Source organism: Ruegeria sp. SCSIO 43209 (genome assembly GCF_019904295.1).
In the GTDB taxonomy this organism is placed as follows: domain Bacteria; phylum Pseudomonadota; class Alphaproteobacteria; order Rhodobacterales; family Rhodobacteraceae; genus Ruegeria.
Genome location: NZ_CP065359.1, coordinates 1,123,666 through 1,142,282 on the forward strand (window position 1 = coordinate 1,123,666; position 18,617 = coordinate 1,142,282).

The window sequence follows — 18,617 nt, forward strand, 5'->3', positions numbered from 1 at the left end:
TGTCAGCGGCCTGTTCCAATGGAAACGCGCATGAACAACGTAAACGGCATTTTGCTGATCATCGGCTCGATGGCAGCCTTCGCGCTTGAGGACATGTTCATCAAGCATCTCTCGGTCAGTGTGTCGACCGGGCAGATCATGATCGCATTGGGTCTGATCTGCGGGGCTGTGTTTACGCTTATGTCTATGGCGACACGCAAACGCATCTTCGACCCGGTCGCGTGGCAACCTTTGCCGCTGATCCGTGCCGGGACCGAAGCCTTTGGTGCGCTCAGCTTCGTGACCGCGCTGTCACTTGTTGATCTGTCGACTGTGGCGGCGGTTTTTCAGGCGATGCCTCTATTTGTCACGATGGGGGCAGCACTGTTTCTGGGTGAGCAGGTCGGTTGGCGCCGTTGGAGCGCCATCGGGATCGGCTTTGTCGGCGTCTTGATGATCATCCGCCCCGGGTTCGAGGGATTCCAGCCGGAATCATTGTTTGTTTTGGTATCGGTCGTTGCGATCGCGGCACGTGATCTGATCACACGCAGGTTGGATGTTCGTGTGGCCTCGTCGGTCGTCGCATTGCAGGCCTATATCGGAGTGGCGCTGGCTGGTGCGGCCCTTATGGTGTTCACAGCACAGCCCGTTGTGCCGCTGCAAGCTGCGCAGATCGGGCCTTATCTGGGTGCCATTGGGTTCGGCGTATTGGGCTATTACGGTATCGTAACCGCGATGCGGATTGGCGAAGCCTCAGCGCTGACGCCGTTTCGGTATACACGGTTGGTGTTCTCGATCACGGCCGGGATGCTGATGTTTGGCGAACGCCCCGACAGCATGACGTTGGCCGGTGCCGGTCTGATTATCGGATCAGGTCTGTATACTTTCATTCGAGAACGCCAGCTGGCGCGGGCATTGGCAGTGGCCTAAGCGCCCGCGACCTGTTGGCGCAAACAGCAAACTGTTAGCCCTAAAGGCTGAAAAATATAAGTGTTAGCGATAACGGAAACGGTTTACTTTTCGCCGCGTGCTGGTATGAGGCATGCAACCGTTGGCATCATTGGGACCCGTATCATGAGCACGATCATCGACATCCACGCACGCGAAATACTGGACAGCCGGGGCAACCCGACGGTCGAAGTGGACGTGATTCTGGAAGACGGCACCATGGGCCGCGCCGCTGTGCCTTCAGGGGCGTCGACCGGCGCCTACGAGGCGGTGGAAAAGCGCGATGGTGACAAATCTCGTTACATGGGAAAGGGCGTGCTGGAAGCGGTTGCTGCCGTTAACGGCGAGATCGCCGAAGAACTAGTGGGCTTTGACGCGACCGAGCAGGTGGCCATCGATCAGGCGATGATTGAACTCGACGGGACCGAGAACAAGGGCCGTCTGGGCGCGAACGCTATCCTGGGTGTCTCGCTGGCGACGGCCAAGGCGGCGGCGGATTTCACCACGCAGCCTCTGTATCGCTATGTTGGCGGTACTTCGGCGCGCGTTCTTCCGGTTCCGATGATGAACATCATCAACGGGGGTGAGCACGCCGATAATCCGATCGACATTCAGGAATTCATGATCATGCCGACCTCGGCCGCGAATATCCGCGAAGCCGTGCGCATGGGGTCGGAGGTGTTCCATACGCTCAAGCGCGAACTGTCGGCTGCCGGACTGGCCACCGGAGTGGGGGACGAAGGTGGTTTTGCCCCTAACATCGCTTCGACCCGTGAGGCACTGGATTTCATCCTGCAGGCGGTCGAAAAAGCGGGCTACAAACCCGGCGAAGAGATCCATCTGGCGCTGGACTGCGCCGCCACCGAATACTACCGCGACGGAAAATATGTTCTGTCGGGTGAAAACATCTCGCTGACCTCAGAGGAAAACGCAGAGTATCTGGCGACATTGGTCAAAGATTACCCAATTATCTCGATCGAAGACGGTATGTCCGAGGACGATTGGGATGGCTGGAAAGCGCTGACTGATGCCATCGGCAACGAAGTACAACTGGTCGGCGACGACCTGTTCGTAACCAACCCAGAGCGCCTGGCCGAGGGGATCGATCGTGGCTGTGCCAACTCGATGCTGGTCAAGGTGAACCAGATTGGATCACTGACCGAAACTCTGCGCGCCGTCGATATGGCCCACCGTGCACGGTATACCAACGTGATGTCGCATCGCTCGGGCGAGACCGAAGATGCCACCATTGCCGATTTGGCTGTGGCGACCAACTGCGGGCAGATCAAAACCGGCTCGTTGGCGCGGTCGGACCGGTTGGCCAAATACAACCAGCTGATCCGCATCGAGGAATCGCTGGGTGAGGTCGCAGAATACGCCGGCGCGTCGATCCTAAAGCGCTGAGTTTGGCGTACTTGGTAAAACCAGATCAGGCCCCGGTAGAACGCCGGGGCCATTTTTTTCTTTGAGTCATTACCGATCCGTCTAAGCTGGGCATCGAAGGCCAACATGGGAGAGGGCGATTTATGACAACATTCAAACGCATCGTTGGCGCTGGGGCGCTATTGATCCTGCCTCAGCTTGCAGGGGCTGATCGTCCGCCTCAGGCAGTGTGCCAGAAAATGGTGGAAGGCGATCCCAGCGGGCAGGTCACTATGGAGGAATGCCTGTGCACCTATAACGTCGCCAACACGGTTTTGGACGATGACATCAAAGAATTATTGTTCGAGTCCTGGTACACCGGTGAGAACATAACTGAACAGTTGAATGCGCTGCCCAAACCCAAACGCGTGCCCCGGCAGTTCAAGACCATGGAGCAGACGTTCAATAAGAACTGCCGCTGATCGTTAAGCTAAACAAACATAAATGTCGTTATGTGTGAACTTGTTCCTATTGCGGCGCTGTGACTCCCGATAGTCTGCAAACATTGCAGAAAGGGGGACGATATGTCTGCTTCAAAGGTCTTTCTCGTAATTTCAATGCTTTGCGCGGGGATGCTGGCCGCATGTTCAGAGCCTGGGACCTATCCGATCACAGGGATGCAGGTTTCGCAGGATGATCCGGTGCAGGAAATGGCAAATCCGGCGGTAATCTTCCGGGGGGAATCGCGCTAAAGCGATTTGCTCATCAGCATGTAGCGATCGCGCGGTTTAAAACCTGACCGCAGATATAGTTTCTGCGCGGTTTCGTTGGTTCGGTCGACCTCAAGATGCAGGGCGGTCAGACCGGCCTCGGCCAGCGCCTTGGGGAGATCATGCAGCACTTCGGTGGCGATACCGCGTCCGCGAACGGCGGGGCGGATGTAAATCTCATCTACAAAGGCATCCATGCCACCAAACTCGACCGACCAGCCGAAGGTGAGGATGACATAGCCCAGCGGCGCGCGGCCCGGACCGATCAGATATATGCACCCATGGGGTATTCCATCCAGCAGTGGGGCCAGCGCGTTGCGACGTTTCTCGTCATCCTGCGCGATGCCGGATTCCGAGTGAAACGCTGCGACCAGCGCCATCAGTCGGTCCAGATCGTCGGGGCGGGCAAGGCGGAGTGCGGCGGTCATAGGCGGGCAAGTCTTTCTGTGAGCAGGTCGAAGAAACCTTGGGCATCCACGTCACCCATGAACATGGCGTTTGGTGCGCGATCAGTGACCCGCCACCAGTCGGCCACTGTCATGCCCAACGTCAATTCTGATTGGGTTTCGATCTCAACATTGATGTGGCGGCCCGAGAACAACTCGGGTCGGATCAGATAGGCGGTGACGCAGGGGTCGTGCAGCGGTGCGCCCTCCGATCCGTATTTTTCCTTGTCGAAACGTTCGAAGAAATCGGTCATTTCTGCGACCGCATGACCAACCTTGCTGTCCAATGCCCGGAATGCATCGTTGCGATGGGGCGTGACCAGCGCGTCGTGGGTGACATCCAGCGGCATGACTACGATGTGAATGCCGGATTTAAACACGATTTCAGCAGCTTCCGGGTCGACATAAATGTTGAATTCGGCTGCTGGTGTGATGTTTCCAACCTCAAAATACGCACCACCCATCAGCACGATTTCCTGCACCCGGTTGATGATGTCGGGCGCTTTCTGGAACGCTGTGGCGATGTTCGTCAGCGGCCCCAGAGGGCAGAGCGTCACCGTGCCGGGCTCATGTGCGCGTAGGGTATCGATGATAAAATCGACCGCGTGACCCTCGGCCAGAGGCATTTCGGGATCTGGCAAAACAGGGCCGTCGAGCCCTGTTTTACCATGCACATGCTCGGCGGTGACGAGCGGGCGTTTCAAGGGGCGATCGCATCCGGCGTAGACGGGGATTTCGGTGTGCCCCGCCAACTCGCACACGATGCGAGCGTTTTTGGCGGTCAGCTCCAAAGGCACGTTTCCAGCGACGGCGGTGATACCCAGAACCTCGATCTCTTCGGGGCTGGCAAGCGCCAGAAGAATGGCGACGGCGTCGTCCTGTCCGGGATCGGTGTCGATTATGATCTTGCGGGGCATTGTGGTCTCCGGGGCCGTGAAGGGCGGACACTCGCAAGTGTCGCGGGGCTTGTCCAGCGGTTTCAGGCCTCGCGTGCGGCATCCACCGGCGGGAGTTTGCCGTTGGCGCGGTGTTCCTCGATTTTCACCTCATCCCACAGCGCGTCCATTTCGGCCAGATCACTTTGGGTGGGCGTTTTTCCGCGTTCGGCCAGCCGGGCTTCGACCTTCTCAAAACGACGAGTAAACTTGGCGTTTGTGCGGCGCAGGGCAGCCTCGGGTTCGATGCCCAGATGGCGGCCAAGGTTGACCATCACAAACAGCAGATCGCCGAATTCATCCTCAAGCGCGTCGGCATCCATGCTGTCGCGCGCCTCTTCCAGTTCGGCGGCCTCTTCGGTGATTTTGGCCAGCACATGGCTGGCGTCGGGCCAGTCGAACCCTACGCGCGCGGCACGTTTCTGCAGCTTATGTGCGCGTAGCAGGGCGGGCAGGTTGGCGGCGACACCGTCTAGTGCACCTTTTTGTTCTTTGCCCGCACGTTCGGCGGCTTTGATGGTTTCCCAGTCCTTTGTCTGTTGATCCGCCGACTTGTCTCGGGACTCATCACCGAAGACGTGTGGGTGACGGGTAACCATCTTGTTCGACATGGTGCGCACCACGTCCTGAAAGGTAAAATGCCCAGCCTCTTCAGCCATTTGCGCGTGGAAGACGGATTGGAACAGCAGGTCGCCCAGCTCTCCCTTCAATTCGTCATAAGCCTCGCGTTCGATGGCATCGGCGACTTCATAGGCTTCTTCGATCGTATAGGGCGCGATGGTCGAAAAATCCTGTTCGATATCCCACGGGCAGCCGGATTGAGGGTCGCGTAAGCGGCGCATGATTTCCAGCAAACGCTCGATACCTGCGTCCGTGTCGTGGATCAGAGGATTTTCGGCCATTGCGAACCCTTTCGTTCCGGTGTCAGATGCATCCATCCCGCAGTCAGGATCAGGAGTCCACCCCAGATGCCCGTCGTCAACCGAATTGCCGATTACGCCGCTGATATGGCCAAGTGGCGCCAGCACCTTCACACCATCCCCGAATTGGAATTCGAATGCTATGAGACGGCCGCCTATGTGGCCGAGCGTCTGCGCGAGTTTGGGGTAGATGAACTGCATGAGGGAATCGCCAAAACCGGCATGGTCGCGATCATCAACGGGCAGGGCGAGGGACCGACTATTGGTCTGCGCGCTGACATGGATGCTCTGCCGATTACCGAGGAGACGGGCGTGGACTACGCCTCGAAAAACCCCGGTAAGATGCATGCCTGCGGTCATGACGGGCATACAACCATGCTACTGGGTGCTGCGCGCTATCTGGCCGAAACGCGGAATTTTGCGGGCCGGGTTGCGCTGATCTTTCAGCCTGCCGAGGAAGAGGGCGGCGGCGCGGGCGTGATGGTTGAAGAAGGCATCATGGATCGGTTCGATATCTCTCAGGTTTACGGTATCCATAACACTCCGGGTCGGCCCGAGGGGCTGTTCGAAACCACGCCGGGGCCGCTGATGGCCGCAGTAGATACGTTTGAGATCCATATTCAGGGCGTGGGCGGCCACGGGGCAATGCCGCATGAGACGCGCGACCCGGTGATGGCAGCTTGCGGGATGGCGCAGGCGATCCAAACCATCGTCAGCCGCAACCACTATGCGCTGGACGATCTGGTGGTGTCGGTGACGCAGATACACACCGGAACAGTGAATAACGTGATCCCTGATACCGCTTATCTGAACGGCACCGTTCGCACCTTTGATCCGGCCGTGCAAAGGATGGTCAAAGAGAGAATGGCGCAGATCGTGGCGGGGCAGGCGGCCTCGTACGGTGTCGAGGCCAAACTGGACTATCAGGAGGGTTATCCCGCCACTATCAACGACGCCGACAAGGCGGCATTCGCGGCTGAAGTGGCGCGGGATGTATCCGGCGCGGAACGCGTGAAAGATGATGCTGGGCGTGAGATGGGGGCAGAGGATTTTTCCTACATGCTGCAGGCCCGACCCGGTGCTTACCTGTTCATGGGGCAAGGAGATGGCGCGGGGCTGCACCATCCGAAATACAACTTCAATGACGACGTCGCGCCGATCGGAGCGTCCTTCTTCGCGCGGATCGTCGAAAAGGCACAGCCGTTGGGCTGACAGGGAAAAGACATGGCACTGGAAGATGCAAAGAACCAGGTGGATGAGGCATTCACCAACCCCGATCTTAAGGGGCTGTCCTATGAAAACACCTTTGGCGGCGCGACTTCATTCCTGCGGCGGCTTTATACCAAAGACCTGACGGGTGCGGATATTGCTGTAACCGGCGTGCCTTTCGATCAGGCGGTGACAAACCGCCCCGGAACCCGTCTGGGGCCGCGCGCGATCCGTGAGGCGAGCGCGCTGCAATCGCCGGATGCGCCTTATGGCTGGCCTTTTGATGCTCTGAGTGAGCTGGCCATCGTGGATTATGGCGACATGGCCTATGACTACGCCAATATCCCGGCCTTTCCCGACACGCTGACTGACCACATTCGGACCATTCTGAAGGCCGATGTCGCTTCGGTCACGCTGGGCGGGGATCATTATATCAGCTTCCCGATCCTCAAAGCTTATGCCGAGCAATATGGGCCGATGTCGCTGCTGCAATTTGATGCGCATACGGACACCTGGGCCGATGACGACATGTCCCGCGTGGATCACGGGACGATGTTCTACAAGGCAGTGAAATCGGGGTTGGTTGATCCGAAACGCTCGGTTCAGGTGGGCATTCGCACTACAAACGAAGACACGTTGGGCGTCAACATCATCGACGCGCGCGAGGTTTACGAATCCGGCCCAGCCGCCGTGGCGCAGAAGATCAGGGGTATTCTGGGCGACAGCCCCGTGTACCTGAGCTTCGACATCGACGGTCTGGACCCTGCTTTTGCGCCCGGTACTGGCACGCCAGTCTGGGGCGGGCTGAGTTCGATTCAGGCGCAAATCATCCTGCGCGACATTGCCGGGATCAACCTCAAAGGTGGCGACGTGGTCGAGGTTTCTCCGCCCTATGACACCTCTGGTGCGACGGCGATTGCGGGGGCGCATGTGGCAACACAGATCATTTGCCTTTTGGGGTGGAACAAGCTGGTGAAGCCTTAACCTTTGGTTAGGCATAATCCCGGTATCTGCTTGGTGAGGCGCCGGATCGGAGACATCACATGACCCAATACAACCAACCGATTGGCGGCAATGATCTGGCACGGTTTTCGGGGCCGAACACGTTTATGCGGTTGCCACAGGCGTCGTCGCTGGACGGGCTGGATGTGGCGATCCTGGGGGTTCCGATGGATATCGGCACTTCGTGGCGGTCGGGCACACGGTTCGGACCCAAGCAGATTCGCAGTGAAAGTGCGATGATCCGGCCCTATAACATGTCCAATGGCGCGGCGCCCTTCGACCATCTGCAGATCGCAGATATCGGCGATCTGGCGATCAACACTTTCTCGCTCGCCGATAGTCTTAAGATCATCAAGGAAAGCTATGACGGCATTTTGGCGCAAGGTGTTGTCCCAGTGGCGATGGGTGGGGATCACTCGATCACTTTGCCGATCCTGCGGGCGATGGCAGCCAAGCACGGGCCTGTGGCACTGGTGCACGTGGACGCCCATGCCGACGTGAATGATGAGATGTTCGGTGAAAAGGAAACCCACGGCACTGTCTTCCGCCGCGCCTATGAGGAAGGGCTGATTGTCCCTGACAAGACCTTTCAGATCGGCATTCGAGGCTCGGGTTACGCCGCCAGCGACTTTACCGAGGCACAGGGTTGGGGGTTCCGTCAGTACCCGGCGTGGGAGCTGTGGCAACAGAACCTGACCGAAATCGGCTCTTTGATCCGTAAAACTGTTGACGATCACCCGGTCTATATCACCTACGATATCGACAGCCTCGATCCGGCCTATGCACCCGGAACAGGCACGCCCGAGATCGCAGGTCTGACCACTCCGCAGGCGCTGCAGTTGATCCATGCGCTGGCAGGCATGAATGTGGTGGGCTGCGATCTGGTCGAAGTATCTCCACCCTATGATCCGTCGGGCAATACGGCACTGACCGCAGCCAATCTACTGTTCGAGATGCTGTGCATTCTGCCCGGAGTGACGTCACGATAGGGGTGCGACGCCATCCTCTGACCGAGTAAGCAGGGCATAGCGGGAATGAATGGGCAGATAAAAATGTTGCTGTGGCTGTTGATTGCGGTGGGCCTTGCAATGGGTGCCTATATCAGACTTGCGCCTTCAGATCCTGTGCGCTGGCATGTGGCCCCTGAAGACACGGAACGAGACCTGAAGGGTGGTGTCGTTCGGGTCGTCGAAACCGGTCCTGATGGGCTGGCGCGTCTCGATAAAATTGCGCGCGCAACACCACGCACCAGTGTGCTGGCCGGATCGCTGGAAGAGGGCATGATCACCTATATCACCCGTACCAAGGTGTTCGGTTTTCCCGATTACACCACCGTGCAGCTAGACGGTGATACGCTGCGTATCTATGCAAGATTAAGATTTGGCCGGAAAGATTTCGGCGTCAATCGGGACCGGGTCACCCAATGGCTTGCTTTGCTGCAACCCTGACGACAAACAGCCCTCTTGCACCTCGCGCCACATGGGCACGTTCAGCGACATCTGGCATTGAGCCATGAACATGCGGCCGTCGACCTGCAGGCATATCATCTCTCCCAGCTCGATGCGGGTGCCGGATTTGTCGGTGCAATAGCAGTCTTGCACTTTGCCTCCGGGGCCAACAACATCGGCCATTCCGGGCGTCGCAATGAGTGTCAGGGCTAGGATCAGTCGCTTCATGGCCCAAGCCTAGCACAAGGCAGGGCCTTGACCAAAGCCTCTGGATGATAGACACCGCGCGGATGATCCCCGAAGAACGCCTTGAACAGATAACTCAGCGATTCCAATACCTCGAAGCGGCCATGGCGGATGGTGCCTCGGGCGGGGATATTGCAGCTTTGGCAAAGGAATATTCCGACCTCAAGCCGGTGGTCGATCAGATCATGGCGTGGCGTCAGCTGGTTTCAGATCTGGCCGAGGCCGAGGCAATGCTGTCCGACCCGGACATGAAAGAGCTGGCCGAAGAGGAAATTCCAGAACTGCAGGCGCGTATCCCCGAGGCGGAGCATGCCTTGCAGCTGGCGCTGTTGCCCAAAGACGCGGCTGATGCGCGCCCGGCAATGCTGGAAATACGCCCCGGCACCGGCGGGGATGAGGCCGCGCTGTTTGCCGGAGACTTGCTGCGCATGTATCAACGCTATGCCGAAGCGCGGGGCTGGCAGTTCGAGATCATCGAGGAACAAGCGTCTGATCTTGGTGGGATCAAAGAGGTGGTGGCACATATCAAGGGCGACAATGTCTTTGCGCGGATGAAGTACGAATCCGGCGTGCATCGCGTGCAGCGCGTGCCCGAAACCGAAAGCGGTGGGCGCATTCATACCTCGGCGGCGACGGTGGCGGTTTTGCCAGAGGCCGAGGATGTGGACATTCAGATCGATGCCAATGACATCCGAATTGACACGATGCGCAGCTCGGGCGCGGGGGGGCAGCACGTGAACACGACGGATTCGGCTGTGCGGATTACTCACTTGCCCAGCGGAATCGTGGTGACCAGTTCCGAGAAATCCCAGCACCGAAACCGTGAGATAGCGATGCAGGTGCTGAAAACGCGCCTTTATGATCTTGAACGGCAGCGGATCGACAGCGAACGCTCGGCGGATCGCGCCAGTCAGGTCGGTTCAGGTGACCGGTCGGAACGGATTAGGACGTATAACTTCCCGCAAGGCCGCATGACGGATCACCGCATTAACCTGACGCTTTATAAGCTGGATCAGGTGATGCAGGGCGATCTGGATGAGGTGATCGACGCGCTGACCGCAGATGATCAGGCTCGGCTTCTGGCCGAAATGGCGCAATGATTGCGGCGCTGACAGCCGCGCAGGCCATGGTCGCTGCAACCGCACGTTTGCGCGCAGCCGGTGTGCCTGATCCAGCGCGGGATGCGCGGGTGCTGCTGGCGCATGCGGCGCGGATCGAGGCCAGTCGGGTGACGCTGATCGCGCCCGAGGAACTGCCGGTGGATATCGCGGAACGCTACGATCAATTGATCTCGCTAAGGGCCATCCGAGTGCCGGTATCGCATCTGCTGGGCGAGCGTGAATTCTATGGTCGGCGGTTTCGGGTCAGTCGCGATGTGCTGGACCCGCGCCCGGAGACCGAGGCATTGATCGAGGCGGCGCTGAGCGAGCCGTTTGATCATGTACTCGATTTGGGTGTGGGCTCGGGCTGTATCCTGATCACCTTGCTGGCCGAGCGGGCGAGTGCCTCGGGCGTCGGCGCCGACCTCAGCGAAGCTGCCTGCCTGCAGGCCAGCGCCAATGCAGTACAGCATCAGGTGCAGGCGCGCGCTGAGATTCGGCAATCTGACTGGTTCGAAAACATTGAAGGTCAGTTCGATCTGATTGTTTCGAATCCGCCCTATATTTCAGCGGACGAGATGCACGCGCTTTCCCCTGAAGTGCGCGAGCATGAGCCGCGCATGGCGCTGACGGATGAGGGCGACGGTCTGGATGCCTATCGCCGTATTGCGGCGTCGGCTCCGGATTATCTGATGCCCGGCGGGCGTATCTTGGTTGAAATTGGCCCGACACAGGGCGCTTATGTTTCTGCCCTTTTTGATGCCGCTGGTTTGACCGGCGTAAAGGTGATCCCCGATCTGGACAGGCGTGATCGTGTTGTGGGGGCCAGAATGCCGCCTTCTAAGCGAAACTGAGGCCGAAAAATGCCGATTGATGTAAAAAAGCTGCGACATTTTCGAGAATCCCCTTGTCTGAACGCTCAGGACATGTTTACTCAGGATTAGTCGGCGAGGTTGACGCTGTTTCAGCGCACCCCTGACGCCAAGCCCAAAAAGTCGATAGCGCGTAACGGCACAAGCCACTGAGCAGCGTTAGATACGGGTTGATCGACAGTGAATTGATAAGGCTGACGTAAAGTAAGATGAGATCTTCCAAATCCCGCTCGCGGGCCAAGAACAACCGCAATCGTCCTTCTGGCGGAAACGTCGTAAACCGGGTTTTTGACAGCTCGGGCCCCGAAGGCAAGGTGCGTGGCACACCGCAGCAGATCATTGACAAATACAACCAATTGGCGCGCGACGCTCAGCTGTCGAATGACCGCGTGGCAGCTGAGAACTTTCAGCAACACGCCGAGCACTATCTGCGCATGCTAAGCGAAGCGCAGCGCGAGATCGAAGCGCGCCGCGAAGAGCAAGAGCGTCAGAACCGCGAACGGCAGGCCGAGCGTGATCGTGAACGCGCCGAGCGTCAGGAACGCGAAGCAGCCCGTCAGGCCGATCCGGCCAAGGCTCCGCAGCCGGACGTTGTGGATTTCGGGAATGAGGCGGCTGCGCCCGATACAGGGCTGGTCGAGACGCCGGAAAGCAAGGATGCCGAGCAACCCGAAGCGACCGAGCGTAAGGAAAAGCCGCGCCGCCCGCGCACCCGGAAGCCAAAGGCTGCCACCCCTGCGGCTGAGGATGCACCCGCTGACAAGGGCGACGCACCCGAGGCAGCTGAATAAGCGCTTTTTGATCATGAATTGAATGAAAACCCCGGGCAAAGGCCTGGGGTTTTTTCGTTCAGGGTTTGCGAATTTCGCGCGCGAGCGCGCAGAAGGCTTCGAGCGGGATCTGCTCGGCCCGGTCGGTGGGTTTGATACCGGCTGCGATCAGGCGGTCCTCGATATCTGGCGCTGCCCCTTTCAGTGAGGCCCGCAGCATTTTGCGGCGCTGATTGAAGGCTGTGGCAACCACGCGCGACAGGGTTGCGGCGTCAGCGGGATAGCGGGGTTCGGGCAGGGCAGTCAGGTGAACCACGGCGCTTGAGACCTTGGGCGGTGGAGTGAAGGCTCCGGGTGGCAGGGACATTGCAATGCGCGCTTCGGCCCGCCATTGGGCAAGGATGGCGAGGCGGCCATAGGCCTTGCTGCCGGGTTGGGCGACGATCCGCTCGGCCACTTCACGTTGAAACATAAGGGTCAGGCTCTGCCAGAAGGGCGGCCATTCGGGCGGGGTGAGCCAGCGGACCAGAAGCTCGGTCCCGACATTGTAGGGCAGGTTGGCGGCCACCCGGATCGGAGGCGTCAGATGGGCCAGCGGGTCGATTTCCAGCGCGTCGCCGTTGATCACTTCCAGCTGGCCCGGATAGGCGGTGGCGATGTCGTTCAGGGCGGCGATGCAGCGGGTGTCCTTTTCCACGGCCACGACCTTGCGCGCGCCTTCGGACAGAAGCCCGCGAGTCAGACCTCCGGGGCCTGGGCCGATTTCAAGGACATCGCATTGAGTCAGATCACCCGCCTGCCGCGCGATCTTGGCGGTCAAGTTGAGGTCGAGCAGGAAGTTCTGGCCCAGCGACTTGCGGGCCGAAAGTTGGTGAGTTGCGATAACCTCGCGCAGCGGGGGGAGGGAGTCGATGGCGCTCATGACTTTACCGTCGCGCGGGTTGCGGGGAGAGCGCCAGAGATTTTTTTGCCTCCGGCGGAGGTATTTGGGGCCAGATGAAGCATTAGCGGGACTGCGCCATTCGCTGGGCGAGCTTCAGGGCCTCGATCAGGCTGTTGGGGTTCGCGCTGCTTTGGCCCGCGATATCCAGAGCGGTGCCGTGATCCGGCGAGGTCCGGACGAAGGGCAGGCCCAAGGTTACGTTCACACCGCGGTCGAAATCCAGTGTCTTGATCGGGATCAGGGCCTGGTCGTGATACATTGCAATCGCGGCATCATAGCGGGAGCGCGCAGCGGCGTGGAACATGGTATCGGCGGGGTGCGGGCCCGTCACTGCGTAGTCGATTGGATCGAGGTCTGCGATCAGTGGCGCGATCCAGTCAAGCTCTTCCGTACCCATTTTCCCGCCTTCGCCAGCGTGGGGGTTCAGCCCCGCGATGGCGATGCGAGGATGGTGGATACCGAATTGGGTGCGCAGGCCTTGGGCGGTGATCTCGATGGTTTCTTGCAGCACTTCTGGGGTGAGTGCGCTTGGGACCTGGGAGAGCGGGATGTGGATGGTGGCAGGAACCACGCGGAGCTGTTCGCTGGCCAGCATCATTACCACGCGCGACCGGCCTGCCAACGCCGCAAGAAATTCGGTATGGCCGGGGAAGGCAAAACCCGCACCGTCGATCAGCGCCTTTTTGTGGATCGGGGCGGTACAAAGTGCAGAGGCTGCGCCGGAACTCACCAGCTCAACACCCTTTTCAATAGAATCGATGACCGAAAGTGCGTTTGCTGGATCGGGGTGGCCGGGAGTGTTCGGGGCAGGAAAGTCGAAATGCAGCACCGGCAGAGCCGAGGCGCTGGCCGGTGTCGCTTCAGACGGGTTGGCGATCCGGGTAATGGGTGTTCCATCGGGTAAATGTGATGCGTCGCCGATGTAGAAGAACGGACAGGTATCGCGCAGGGCTGCCCAAGCTTTGGCTGCGATTTCGGGTCCGATCCCGGCGGGCTCACCGCAGCTTAGTGCGATTGGGGCGATCATTGTTCGATGATGACGGCGTCGGCCCTCAGCTGTTCCAGCAGGCTGTTTGCAAGGGCCTGCAACCGCTGCTGGGTCAGTGCGTTTGCTACGTCCACACGGGTGGTGTCTTCGCCCAGGTTGCGGGTGCGATTGCACAGCATCAGGAACATCAGCGTCTGCCCGTTGTTGCGCGTCAGCGTGGCCGATGCCTCATTTGGATCAAGCTTGGCCAGCTCAAGCGCTACGTCGCGTGGAATCGCCGAGGGGCTTTGGGTAAGGCGTTCCAGCACGTCGGGCGATTGATCTTTGGCGATGCCGTAGAGGTCATCGCAGGTGTCGATCTCTTCCTTGAGCTTTTCGGCTTTCGCAAGCGTTTCGGCGCTGCGGCCACCGGGAAGGTAGTAGATCGCGTAGTCGATCTCGGAATAGGTTGGGGCACCAGCGGCAACTTCGCGGATACCGCGCATCTGGAACAGAGCAACGGCGTTCGGGAGCGACAGTGGGTCGGTGATCTCACCGTTTTTCAAGCCCAGAATGACGGGTTGCAGGGCCGGAGGCAGGTTGTTGAGCGACAGCCAATCCAGTCGCCCGCCATTCTCGCGTGTGGCAGCGGCAGAGTATTGCGTAGCAGCCGAAGAAAAGCTGTCTTGATCGGGAAGTTGTGAGATTTCATCGGCCAGGGCTTCAGCCTGCGCCAGGGTCTGCGGTGTTACCGGAATGATAATCTCGGACAACAAAACCTGCAGGCCGCCGCCGCCACCCTGACCCAGTGCACGGTTGATCTCATCTTCCGAGGGACGAGCCTGCGATAGAAAGCGGGTACTGACAAAGTCGCGCCAGGACAGTTGATCGGCGACAAAATCCCGGACGGTTTCCTTTGATACGCCCGCATCGTTGAGCAGCTGCAGAAACTCTTCGCTGCTGAGGTTTCCGCGCGAGGCGAATTCATCAATCCCGGTCTGGATATCTTCGGGCGCGGCTTCGATGCCGGCATCGCGCATCGCCTGTTTGCGCAGACGATCCTCGATCAGGGCTTCGCGGACTTCGCGCTCGGAACTGCCCGGAACGCCGAGCAGTTCGAGAAACTGCTGACGTTGTTGAAGTTCATACCAGGTGACGATGTCCTGATTGACCCGGATTGCAGGCGAGAACAGGCTTTGAGCCTGGACCTGTGGTGTGGCCATTGCAACAAGCGCGGCAGCTAGCACCGGCAGCACCGATCTGCGGCAGCCAGAGCGGAGAGATTTTGTGAAACCTGAGATCAACTGCATCTTCTCTTAAACTTCTGTCCATCGCCTTCGACGGAATACCCTGTCAGGGCAACGGTAAAGCCGAATTCTGTCGAAGGCTCAATACTTGATGTGGAGGTAAAGCGTCTGTTGACGTTCACATTTACCTGCACACACTCATTTTCGTAGGTCACGCCGAACCCAAGGCGGAGTGGTTCGGATTCGCTGAAATCATAGCGTGCGCTGGCAAGGGTTAGCCAATTTTGGTCTACGCGGTAGCGGCCACCGACCCGTAGTTCCGAGATTTCATCATTATTTGCTTCAGCAGGATCAGGTTCGAGCCAGATGTACCCGCCGGAGATTGCCGTATCTCCATTAGACCAGCCTGCACGAATTTCAGCTTTGGTAAAACTGAAATCGCTGTTTAAAAGCCCACGCGCGGCCAATGTCAGCCCCTTGCCGTTATTCAATTGCCCGGCAAGCAGAATGTCGGACTTGGTACCCTGCAGCCCCGATGTGAGCGTGAAATCCGAATCCGCATCGGACCGGAAGACCTGTCCGATTGTCGCCAGCGCCCGCCAGCCGTCAGCATTGTACCGAGACCAGTTCAGGCCCACAACGGCGGTTGCACCGTCTTCGCGGCGGTCGGGGGCCGGAAAGCGCGAAAGGGACAAAAGATTGCCCTGATCGAGTTCCTGAAAGGTACTTTCATCGTTGGGAACGTCATTGTTCGAAACATGCGTCCAACCAATTTGCGCGATTGGCTCAAGGATTTGTGTTGCACCGGACTGCTCGCGGCGCAGCATGGGGTAGCGCAGGGTAAAAGCTGCACGCGGGGTCGAGCGGGTTACATTGTTCGGAAACTCGCTGTCATTGCGGATATTGAACGTATCCACTGACGCGCCCACCAATGCCTCTGCACGTAATCCTGTCGCAAAGGTCCAGTTGCGCAGCCATTCCGCATCGAATGTTGCCCTGGCGACGTCGCGACCAATAATATCTTCGTCACTGGTTCGCGTGTGGGTGTGACCATCGAGGCTTAGTTCAACTTCACCCCCTAAGGTGCTGGGGAAGAATCGCTTTCGATAGTTGATGTCGAAGACACGCGATGGGATTTCATCCTGATTTTCGCTATCCCGAAGGGACTTGTAGTGGATGAAGCTGGTTCTGAACGCCGTATCACGCTTGATCCGCTCAAGTGCAATTTCGCTACGCAGGCGGTCAAAATCGGGCAAGCCGTAATCTGCCAGATACGAGTCATCCGAAGTTGTTTTGATATCGAATGTCAGCCGGTAGTCATTTCCAAGACCGAACCGGCCATCGGCGAAGAAATACCCCCGATCCTGACCGGGCTGCAGGTCGTCGCGTGTATAAGAGCCTCGCAGCCGAATGCGCCCGCGTTTGAATGCCTGCCGGTAACGAAACCCAAGTGTGCGGGTCTTGGACGACAGATAGGGCGTCAGAGTCAGGTCCTTGTGATCTCCGATCTTGAAGAAATACGGCACCTGAACTCCAGTGCCCAGTTGCGAAGTGGTGCGGATCGACGGCACGAGAAAGCCGGTCGCCCGCTCAAGTGTCGGGTCGGGTAGGCGTAGCGTGGGAAAGTAGAAGACCGGGACATCGAGTATTCGGAACTGTGCGCCTTCGAAATAGAGCTGCCGTTCAAGCTGGTCATGGGTCACTTTCCGGGCGCGAATTTGCCAGATCGGGGGTCTGCCATTCGCGCAGACATGACATGAGGTTGCAGCGACCTTGCTGAATTGCGTATAGCGACCTGCCGCACGGGTGGCCTGGACTGAGGCGATCTGCACTTGCTGGTCAAAGACCATGCGCGCGCCCATCAGAAGTCCATTCTGTATCCCGCTGTCCAACTGCGCGGAATCGGCCAGCAATGTGCTGTTCCCGCCTTGATCGATCCGGATTGGGCCGGTCAGGGTCAGCTCGCCGGTTTCGCGATCATAGGTGACGCTTTGCGCTGTCAGTTTGACGTCGCCTTGGAAGGCCTCGACATTCCCCTCTGCGACCAGTTTGCGATCCGGGGTAATGAATATCTCATCGGCCACCAGTAGGGCGGGTTGATTCTGTTCAGTCGCGTCAGCCTCGCTGGCGGCACCTTCTGGTTCGGACTGAGCGGCAGCTGCTGCTGGCAGCGAGAGGATCAGTGCGCTCGACAGCAACAAAGACAGGACGGAGCGCATCAGCCATCCTCCGCATGTAGCAACAGGCCCAGAGACAGTAGAATGCCCGCAAAGGGTGGGGCCCAGGCCGAGACCAGAATAGGTAATTGCCCGTTTTCGCCAAGAATTTGGGCGAAATTCCGGATGAAGTAGATACCGAACCCCAGCAATACAGCGGTCAGCACGGCAACTCCGGTGCCGCCGAACCGGACATGGCGCATTGTGAAGGCGGCCCCGATCAGAACCATCGAAACCAGAAACAGGGGTCGCGCAAGTTGTACCTGCAGCCAGACCTCATATTGCTTGGTTGAAAATCCCGCCTCGCCCAGATCACGAATCAACTGGGGCAGATCATAGACCGAAACTGAATCCTTTTGCCCGAGAGTGTCCAGAATCCGGTCTCTGGTCAGCGTTGTGGGTAGGTTCAGGATCTCATGGCTGGTGGCATTTGCTTCGGGATTGAGATCGTCCTGAATGGGCCAGATTTTGGCCTGATGCAAGGTCCAGAATCCATCCTCCAGATCAGCTTGCTGGGCCGAGATTTGCTGGTTCGGCTTGCCGTCGGATGAGAACGTTGTGATGGTCACGTTCCGCAGGGCGAACCGGTCGCCGTTGACAGTGCCGGTTGCGTGAATCACCGACTGACCGTTGGCTGAGCTCTGGCGCAGCCACAACCCCTCGCGGCTGATGGACAGGGCTGAGCCACCCTGGTTGCGATAGCCATCGGACAAGCGTTGGAACTCTTCCGACGTCGCGGCCGCGATGGGATTCAGCAAAGTCACAGCAAGTGCGCCGATGGTCAGCGCAAGCAACACGGGCGCCAGCAGGGCTCGGATACCGGATCGCCCGATAGCGCGGGTCACCACCAGTTCGGAGCTGCGGGCGAGGCCGACAAACAGCGCGATGGTGGCCAGGATCATTAGCAGGGGTAACATCTCGCTGATCGCGGCCGGTGTGTTCAGCAACGTCAGTTGCAGCAACTGGCCAAAGGATAGGTCAACGCCATCGAACCGCCGCACCTGTTCGATCAGATCGATCAGGATCATCAAGGTCAGAAAAATGCCGCCGATTACAAGAAAGCTTTGAATAAAGCGGCGGGCAAAATAGCGGTCGAGGATCACTTGGGCATCCCCGTCAAACCCCGGCATCCAAGAATCACAATCGGGCATGGAATCATGCGCGACGGCCTGTAACTGCCGATTGGTGTCACGTTCTCTCCCCCGAGCCTGCCGTTATTTTCGCGCGACCATAATGC

At 58.8% G+C, this 18,617-nt stretch carries 20 protein-coding genes; 11 read left to right on the forward strand and 9 right to left on the reverse strand.

What is annotated here, in order from left to right; genetic code table 11:
- Nucleotides 1-30 precede the first annotated feature (30 nt).
- From I5192_RS05680 to I5192_RS05695, 4 genes are all read left to right on the forward strand, one after another.
- Nucleotides 31-909 carry a DMT family transporter gene (locus I5192_RS05680; RefSeq protein WP_170422062.1) on the forward strand — a complete coding sequence of 293 codons (879 nt, stop codon included), beginning with the start codon at nucleotides 31-33 and terminating at the stop codon, nucleotides 907-909.
- Between the two features lie 144 nt (nucleotides 910-1,053).
- Nucleotides 1,054-2,331 carry a phosphopyruvate hydratase gene (eno, locus tag I5192_RS05685; RefSeq protein ID WP_170406273.1) on the forward strand — a complete coding sequence of 426 codons (1,278 nt, stop codon included), beginning with the start codon at nucleotides 1,054-1,056 and terminating at the stop codon, nucleotides 2,329-2,331.
- Nucleotides 2,332-2,453: 122 nt separating this feature from the next.
- Complete coding sequence (locus tag I5192_RS05690; protein WP_170422059.1) at nucleotides 2,454-2,771, forward strand: hypothetical protein; 318 nt, start codon at nucleotides 2,454-2,456, stop codon at nucleotides 2,769-2,771.
- A gap of 102 nt (nucleotides 2,772-2,873) precedes the next feature.
- Nucleotides 2,874-3,041: a hypothetical protein gene (locus I5192_RS05695; RefSeq protein WP_170396730.1), complete on the forward strand. Its 168-nt coding sequence runs from the start codon at nucleotides 2,874-2,876 to the stop codon at nucleotides 3,039-3,041.
- Here the strand turns inward: I5192_RS05695 and I5192_RS05700 are convergent.
- The 3 genes from I5192_RS05700 to mazG all read right to left on the reverse strand — a co-directional run bounded on the left by I5192_RS05700 (nucleotide 3,038) and on the right by mazG (nucleotide 5,342).
- Nucleotides 3,038-3,487, reverse strand: a complete 450-nt coding sequence (locus I5192_RS05700; RefSeq protein WP_170422057.1) for an N-acetyltransferase — start codon at nucleotides 3,485-3,487, stop codon at nucleotides 3,038-3,040. The genes I5192_RS05695 and I5192_RS05700 overlap by 4 nt on opposite strands.
- Nucleotides 3,484-4,422 carry a nucleoside hydrolase gene (locus I5192_RS05705; RefSeq protein WP_170662756.1) on the reverse strand — a complete coding sequence of 313 codons (939 nt, stop codon included), beginning with the start codon at nucleotides 4,420-4,422 and terminating at the stop codon, nucleotides 3,484-3,486. The genes I5192_RS05700 and I5192_RS05705 overlap by 4 nt, the downstream gene beginning before the upstream one ends.
- A gap of 62 nt (nucleotides 4,423-4,484) precedes the next feature.
- Nucleotides 4,485-5,342, reverse strand: a complete 858-nt coding sequence (gene mazG, locus I5192_RS05710; protein WP_223117944.1) for a nucleoside triphosphate pyrophosphohydrolase — start codon at nucleotides 5,340-5,342, stop codon at nucleotides 4,485-4,487.
- A 66-nt stretch (nucleotides 5,343-5,408) separates the two neighbouring features.
- Here mazG and I5192_RS05715 point away from each other — a divergent pair, with 66 nt between their 5' ends.
- From I5192_RS05715 to I5192_RS05730, 4 genes are read left to right on the forward strand one after another with little or no spacing between them, the layout of a single operon-like run.
- Nucleotides 5,409-6,572, forward strand: coding sequence for a M20 aminoacylase family protein (locus I5192_RS05715; protein ID WP_170636205.1), 1,164 nt, complete (start codon nucleotides 5,409-5,411; stop codon nucleotides 6,570-6,572).
- Nucleotides 6,573-6,584: 12 nt separating this feature from the next.
- Complete coding sequence (speB, locus tag I5192_RS05720) at nucleotides 6,585-7,553, forward strand: agmatinase (protein WP_223117945.1); 969 nt, start codon at nucleotides 6,585-6,587, stop codon at nucleotides 7,551-7,553.
- A gap of 59 nt (nucleotides 7,554-7,612) precedes the next feature.
- Entirely contained in the window at nucleotides 7,613-8,560 is a 948-nt protein-coding gene (gene speB, locus I5192_RS05725) for an agmatinase (RefSeq protein WP_170396741.1), read from the forward strand.
- Between the two features lie 45 nt (nucleotides 8,561-8,605).
- On the forward strand, nucleotides 8,606-9,019 hold the full coding sequence (locus I5192_RS05730) for a DUF1499 domain-containing protein (RefSeq protein ID WP_170509517.1): 414 nt from the start codon (nucleotides 8,606-8,608) through the stop codon (nucleotides 9,017-9,019).
- On the opposite strand, the gene I5192_RS05735 is transcribed toward I5192_RS05730, so the two are convergent.
- Nucleotides 8,945-9,247: a hypothetical protein gene (locus I5192_RS05735; protein WP_170509520.1), complete on the reverse strand. Its 303-nt coding sequence runs from the start codon at nucleotides 9,245-9,247 to the stop codon at nucleotides 8,945-8,947. The genes I5192_RS05730 and I5192_RS05735 overlap by 75 nt on opposite strands.
- A 62-nt stretch (nucleotides 9,248-9,309) precedes the next feature.
- On the opposite strand from I5192_RS05735, the gene prfA reads away from it, so the two are divergent.
- The 3 genes from prfA to I5192_RS05750 all read left to right on the forward strand — a co-directional run bounded on the left by prfA (nucleotide 9,310) and on the right by I5192_RS05750 (nucleotide 12,028).
- Nucleotides 9,310-10,365 (forward strand): peptide chain release factor 1, encoded by a 1,056-nt coding sequence (prfA, locus tag I5192_RS05740; protein ID WP_170396981.1) that lies wholly within the window; start codon nucleotides 9,310-9,312, stop codon nucleotides 10,363-10,365.
- Nucleotides 10,362-11,219, forward strand: coding sequence for a peptide chain release factor N(5)-glutamine methyltransferase (gene prmC, locus I5192_RS05745; protein WP_223117946.1), 858 nt, complete (start codon nucleotides 10,362-10,364; stop codon nucleotides 11,217-11,219). Before prfA ends, prmC begins: the two co-directional genes overlap by 4 nt.
- A gap of 227 nt (nucleotides 11,220-11,446) precedes the next feature.
- Nucleotides 11,447-12,028 carry a DUF4167 domain-containing protein gene (locus tag I5192_RS05750; protein ID WP_223117947.1) on the forward strand — a complete coding sequence of 194 codons (582 nt, stop codon included), beginning with the start codon at nucleotides 11,447-11,449 and terminating at the stop codon, nucleotides 12,026-12,028.
- 58 nt (nucleotides 12,029-12,086) lie between these two features.
- On the opposite strand, the gene rsmA is transcribed toward I5192_RS05750, so the two are convergent.
- The 5 genes from rsmA to lptG all read right to left on the reverse strand — a co-directional run bounded on the left by rsmA (nucleotide 12,087) and on the right by lptG (nucleotide 18,483).
- The gene (gene rsmA, locus I5192_RS05755) at nucleotides 12,087-12,929 is read right to left on the reverse strand and encodes a 16S rRNA (adenine(1518)-N(6)/adenine(1519)-N(6))-dimethyltransferase RsmA (protein ID WP_170734905.1); all 843 of its coding nucleotides are present in this window, start codon (nucleotides 12,927-12,929) and stop codon (nucleotides 12,087-12,089) included.
- Between the two features lie 82 nt (nucleotides 12,930-13,011).
- Nucleotides 13,012-13,977: a 4-hydroxythreonine-4-phosphate dehydrogenase PdxA gene (pdxA, locus tag I5192_RS05760; protein WP_223117948.1), complete on the reverse strand. Its 966-nt coding sequence runs from the start codon at nucleotides 13,975-13,977 to the stop codon at nucleotides 13,012-13,014.
- Entirely contained in the window at nucleotides 13,974-15,227 is a 1,254-nt protein-coding gene (locus tag I5192_RS05765) for a peptidylprolyl isomerase (protein WP_170406236.1), read from the reverse strand. Before I5192_RS05765 ends, pdxA begins: the two co-directional genes overlap by 4 nt.
- A complete protein-coding gene (locus tag I5192_RS05770; protein ID WP_223117949.1) occupies nucleotides 15,218-17,383 on the reverse strand; it encodes an LPS-assembly protein LptD in 2,166 nt (721 codons plus the stop codon). Before I5192_RS05770 ends, I5192_RS05765 begins: the two co-directional genes overlap by 10 nt.
- Entirely contained in the window at nucleotides 17,383-18,483 is a 1,101-nt protein-coding gene (lptG, locus tag I5192_RS05775) for an LPS export ABC transporter permease LptG (protein ID WP_223118273.1), read from the reverse strand. The genes I5192_RS05770 and lptG overlap by 1 nt, the downstream gene beginning before the upstream one ends.
- Nucleotides 18,484-18,617: the final 134 nt, after the last annotated feature.

Excerpts from the sequence above, each read along its gene's own strand:
- I5192_RS05680 (WP_170422062.1), top strand. The coding sequence starts at position 31 with ATGAACAACGTAAACGGCATTTTGCTGATCATCGGCTCGATGGCAGCC.
- eno (WP_170406273.1), top strand. The coding sequence starts at position 1,054 with ATGAGCACGATCATCGACATCCACGCACGCGAAATACTGGACAGCCGG.
- I5192_RS05690 (WP_170422059.1), top strand. The coding sequence starts at position 2,454 with ATGACAACATTCAAACGCATCGTTGGCGCTGGGGCGCTATTGATCCTG.
- I5192_RS05695 (WP_170396730.1), top strand. The coding sequence starts at position 2,874 with ATGTCTGCTTCAAAGGTCTTTCTCGTAATTTCAATGCTTTGCGCGGGG.
- I5192_RS05700 (WP_170422057.1), bottom strand. The coding sequence starts at position 3,487 with ATGACCGCCGCACTCCGCCTTGCCCGCCCCGACGATCTGGACCGACTG.
- I5192_RS05705 (WP_170662756.1), bottom strand. The coding sequence starts at position 4,422 with ATGCCCCGCAAGATCATAATCGACACCGATCCCGGACAGGACGACGCC.
- mazG (WP_223117944.1), bottom strand. The coding sequence starts at position 5,342 with ATGGCCGAAAATCCTCTGATCCACGACACGGACGCAGGTATCGAGCGT.
- I5192_RS05715 (WP_170636205.1), top strand. The coding sequence starts at position 5,409 with ATGCCCGTCGTCAACCGAATTGCCGATTACGCCGCTGATATGGCCAAG.
- speB (WP_223117945.1), top strand. The coding sequence starts at position 6,585 with ATGGCACTGGAAGATGCAAAGAACCAGGTGGATGAGGCATTCACCAAC.
- speB (WP_170396741.1), top strand. The coding sequence starts at position 7,613 with ATGACCCAATACAACCAACCGATTGGCGGCAATGATCTGGCACGGTTT.
- I5192_RS05730 (WP_170509517.1), top strand. The coding sequence starts at position 8,606 with ATGAATGGGCAGATAAAAATGTTGCTGTGGCTGTTGATTGCGGTGGGC.
- I5192_RS05735 (WP_170509520.1), bottom strand. The coding sequence starts at position 9,247 with ATGAAGCGACTGATCCTAGCCCTGACACTCATTGCGACGCCCGGAATG.
- prfA (WP_170396981.1), top strand. The coding sequence starts at position 9,310 with ATGATCCCCGAAGAACGCCTTGAACAGATAACTCAGCGATTCCAATAC.
- prmC (WP_223117946.1), top strand. The coding sequence starts at position 10,362 with ATGATTGCGGCGCTGACAGCCGCGCAGGCCATGGTCGCTGCAACCGCA.
- I5192_RS05750 (WP_223117947.1), top strand. The coding sequence starts at position 11,447 with ATGAGATCTTCCAAATCCCGCTCGCGGGCCAAGAACAACCGCAATCGT.
- rsmA (WP_170734905.1), bottom strand. The coding sequence starts at position 12,929 with ATGAGCGCCATCGACTCCCTCCCCCCGCTGCGCGAGGTTATCGCAACT.
- pdxA (WP_223117948.1), bottom strand. The coding sequence starts at position 13,977 with ATGATCGCCCCAATCGCACTAAGCTGCGGTGAGCCCGCCGGGATCGGA.
- I5192_RS05765 (WP_170406236.1), bottom strand. The coding sequence starts at position 15,227 with ATGCAGTTGATCTCAGGTTTCACAAAATCTCTCCGCTCTGGCTGCCGC.
- I5192_RS05770 (WP_223117949.1), bottom strand. The coding sequence starts at position 17,383 with ATGCGCTCCGTCCTGTCTTTGTTGCTGTCGAGCGCACTGATCCTCTCG.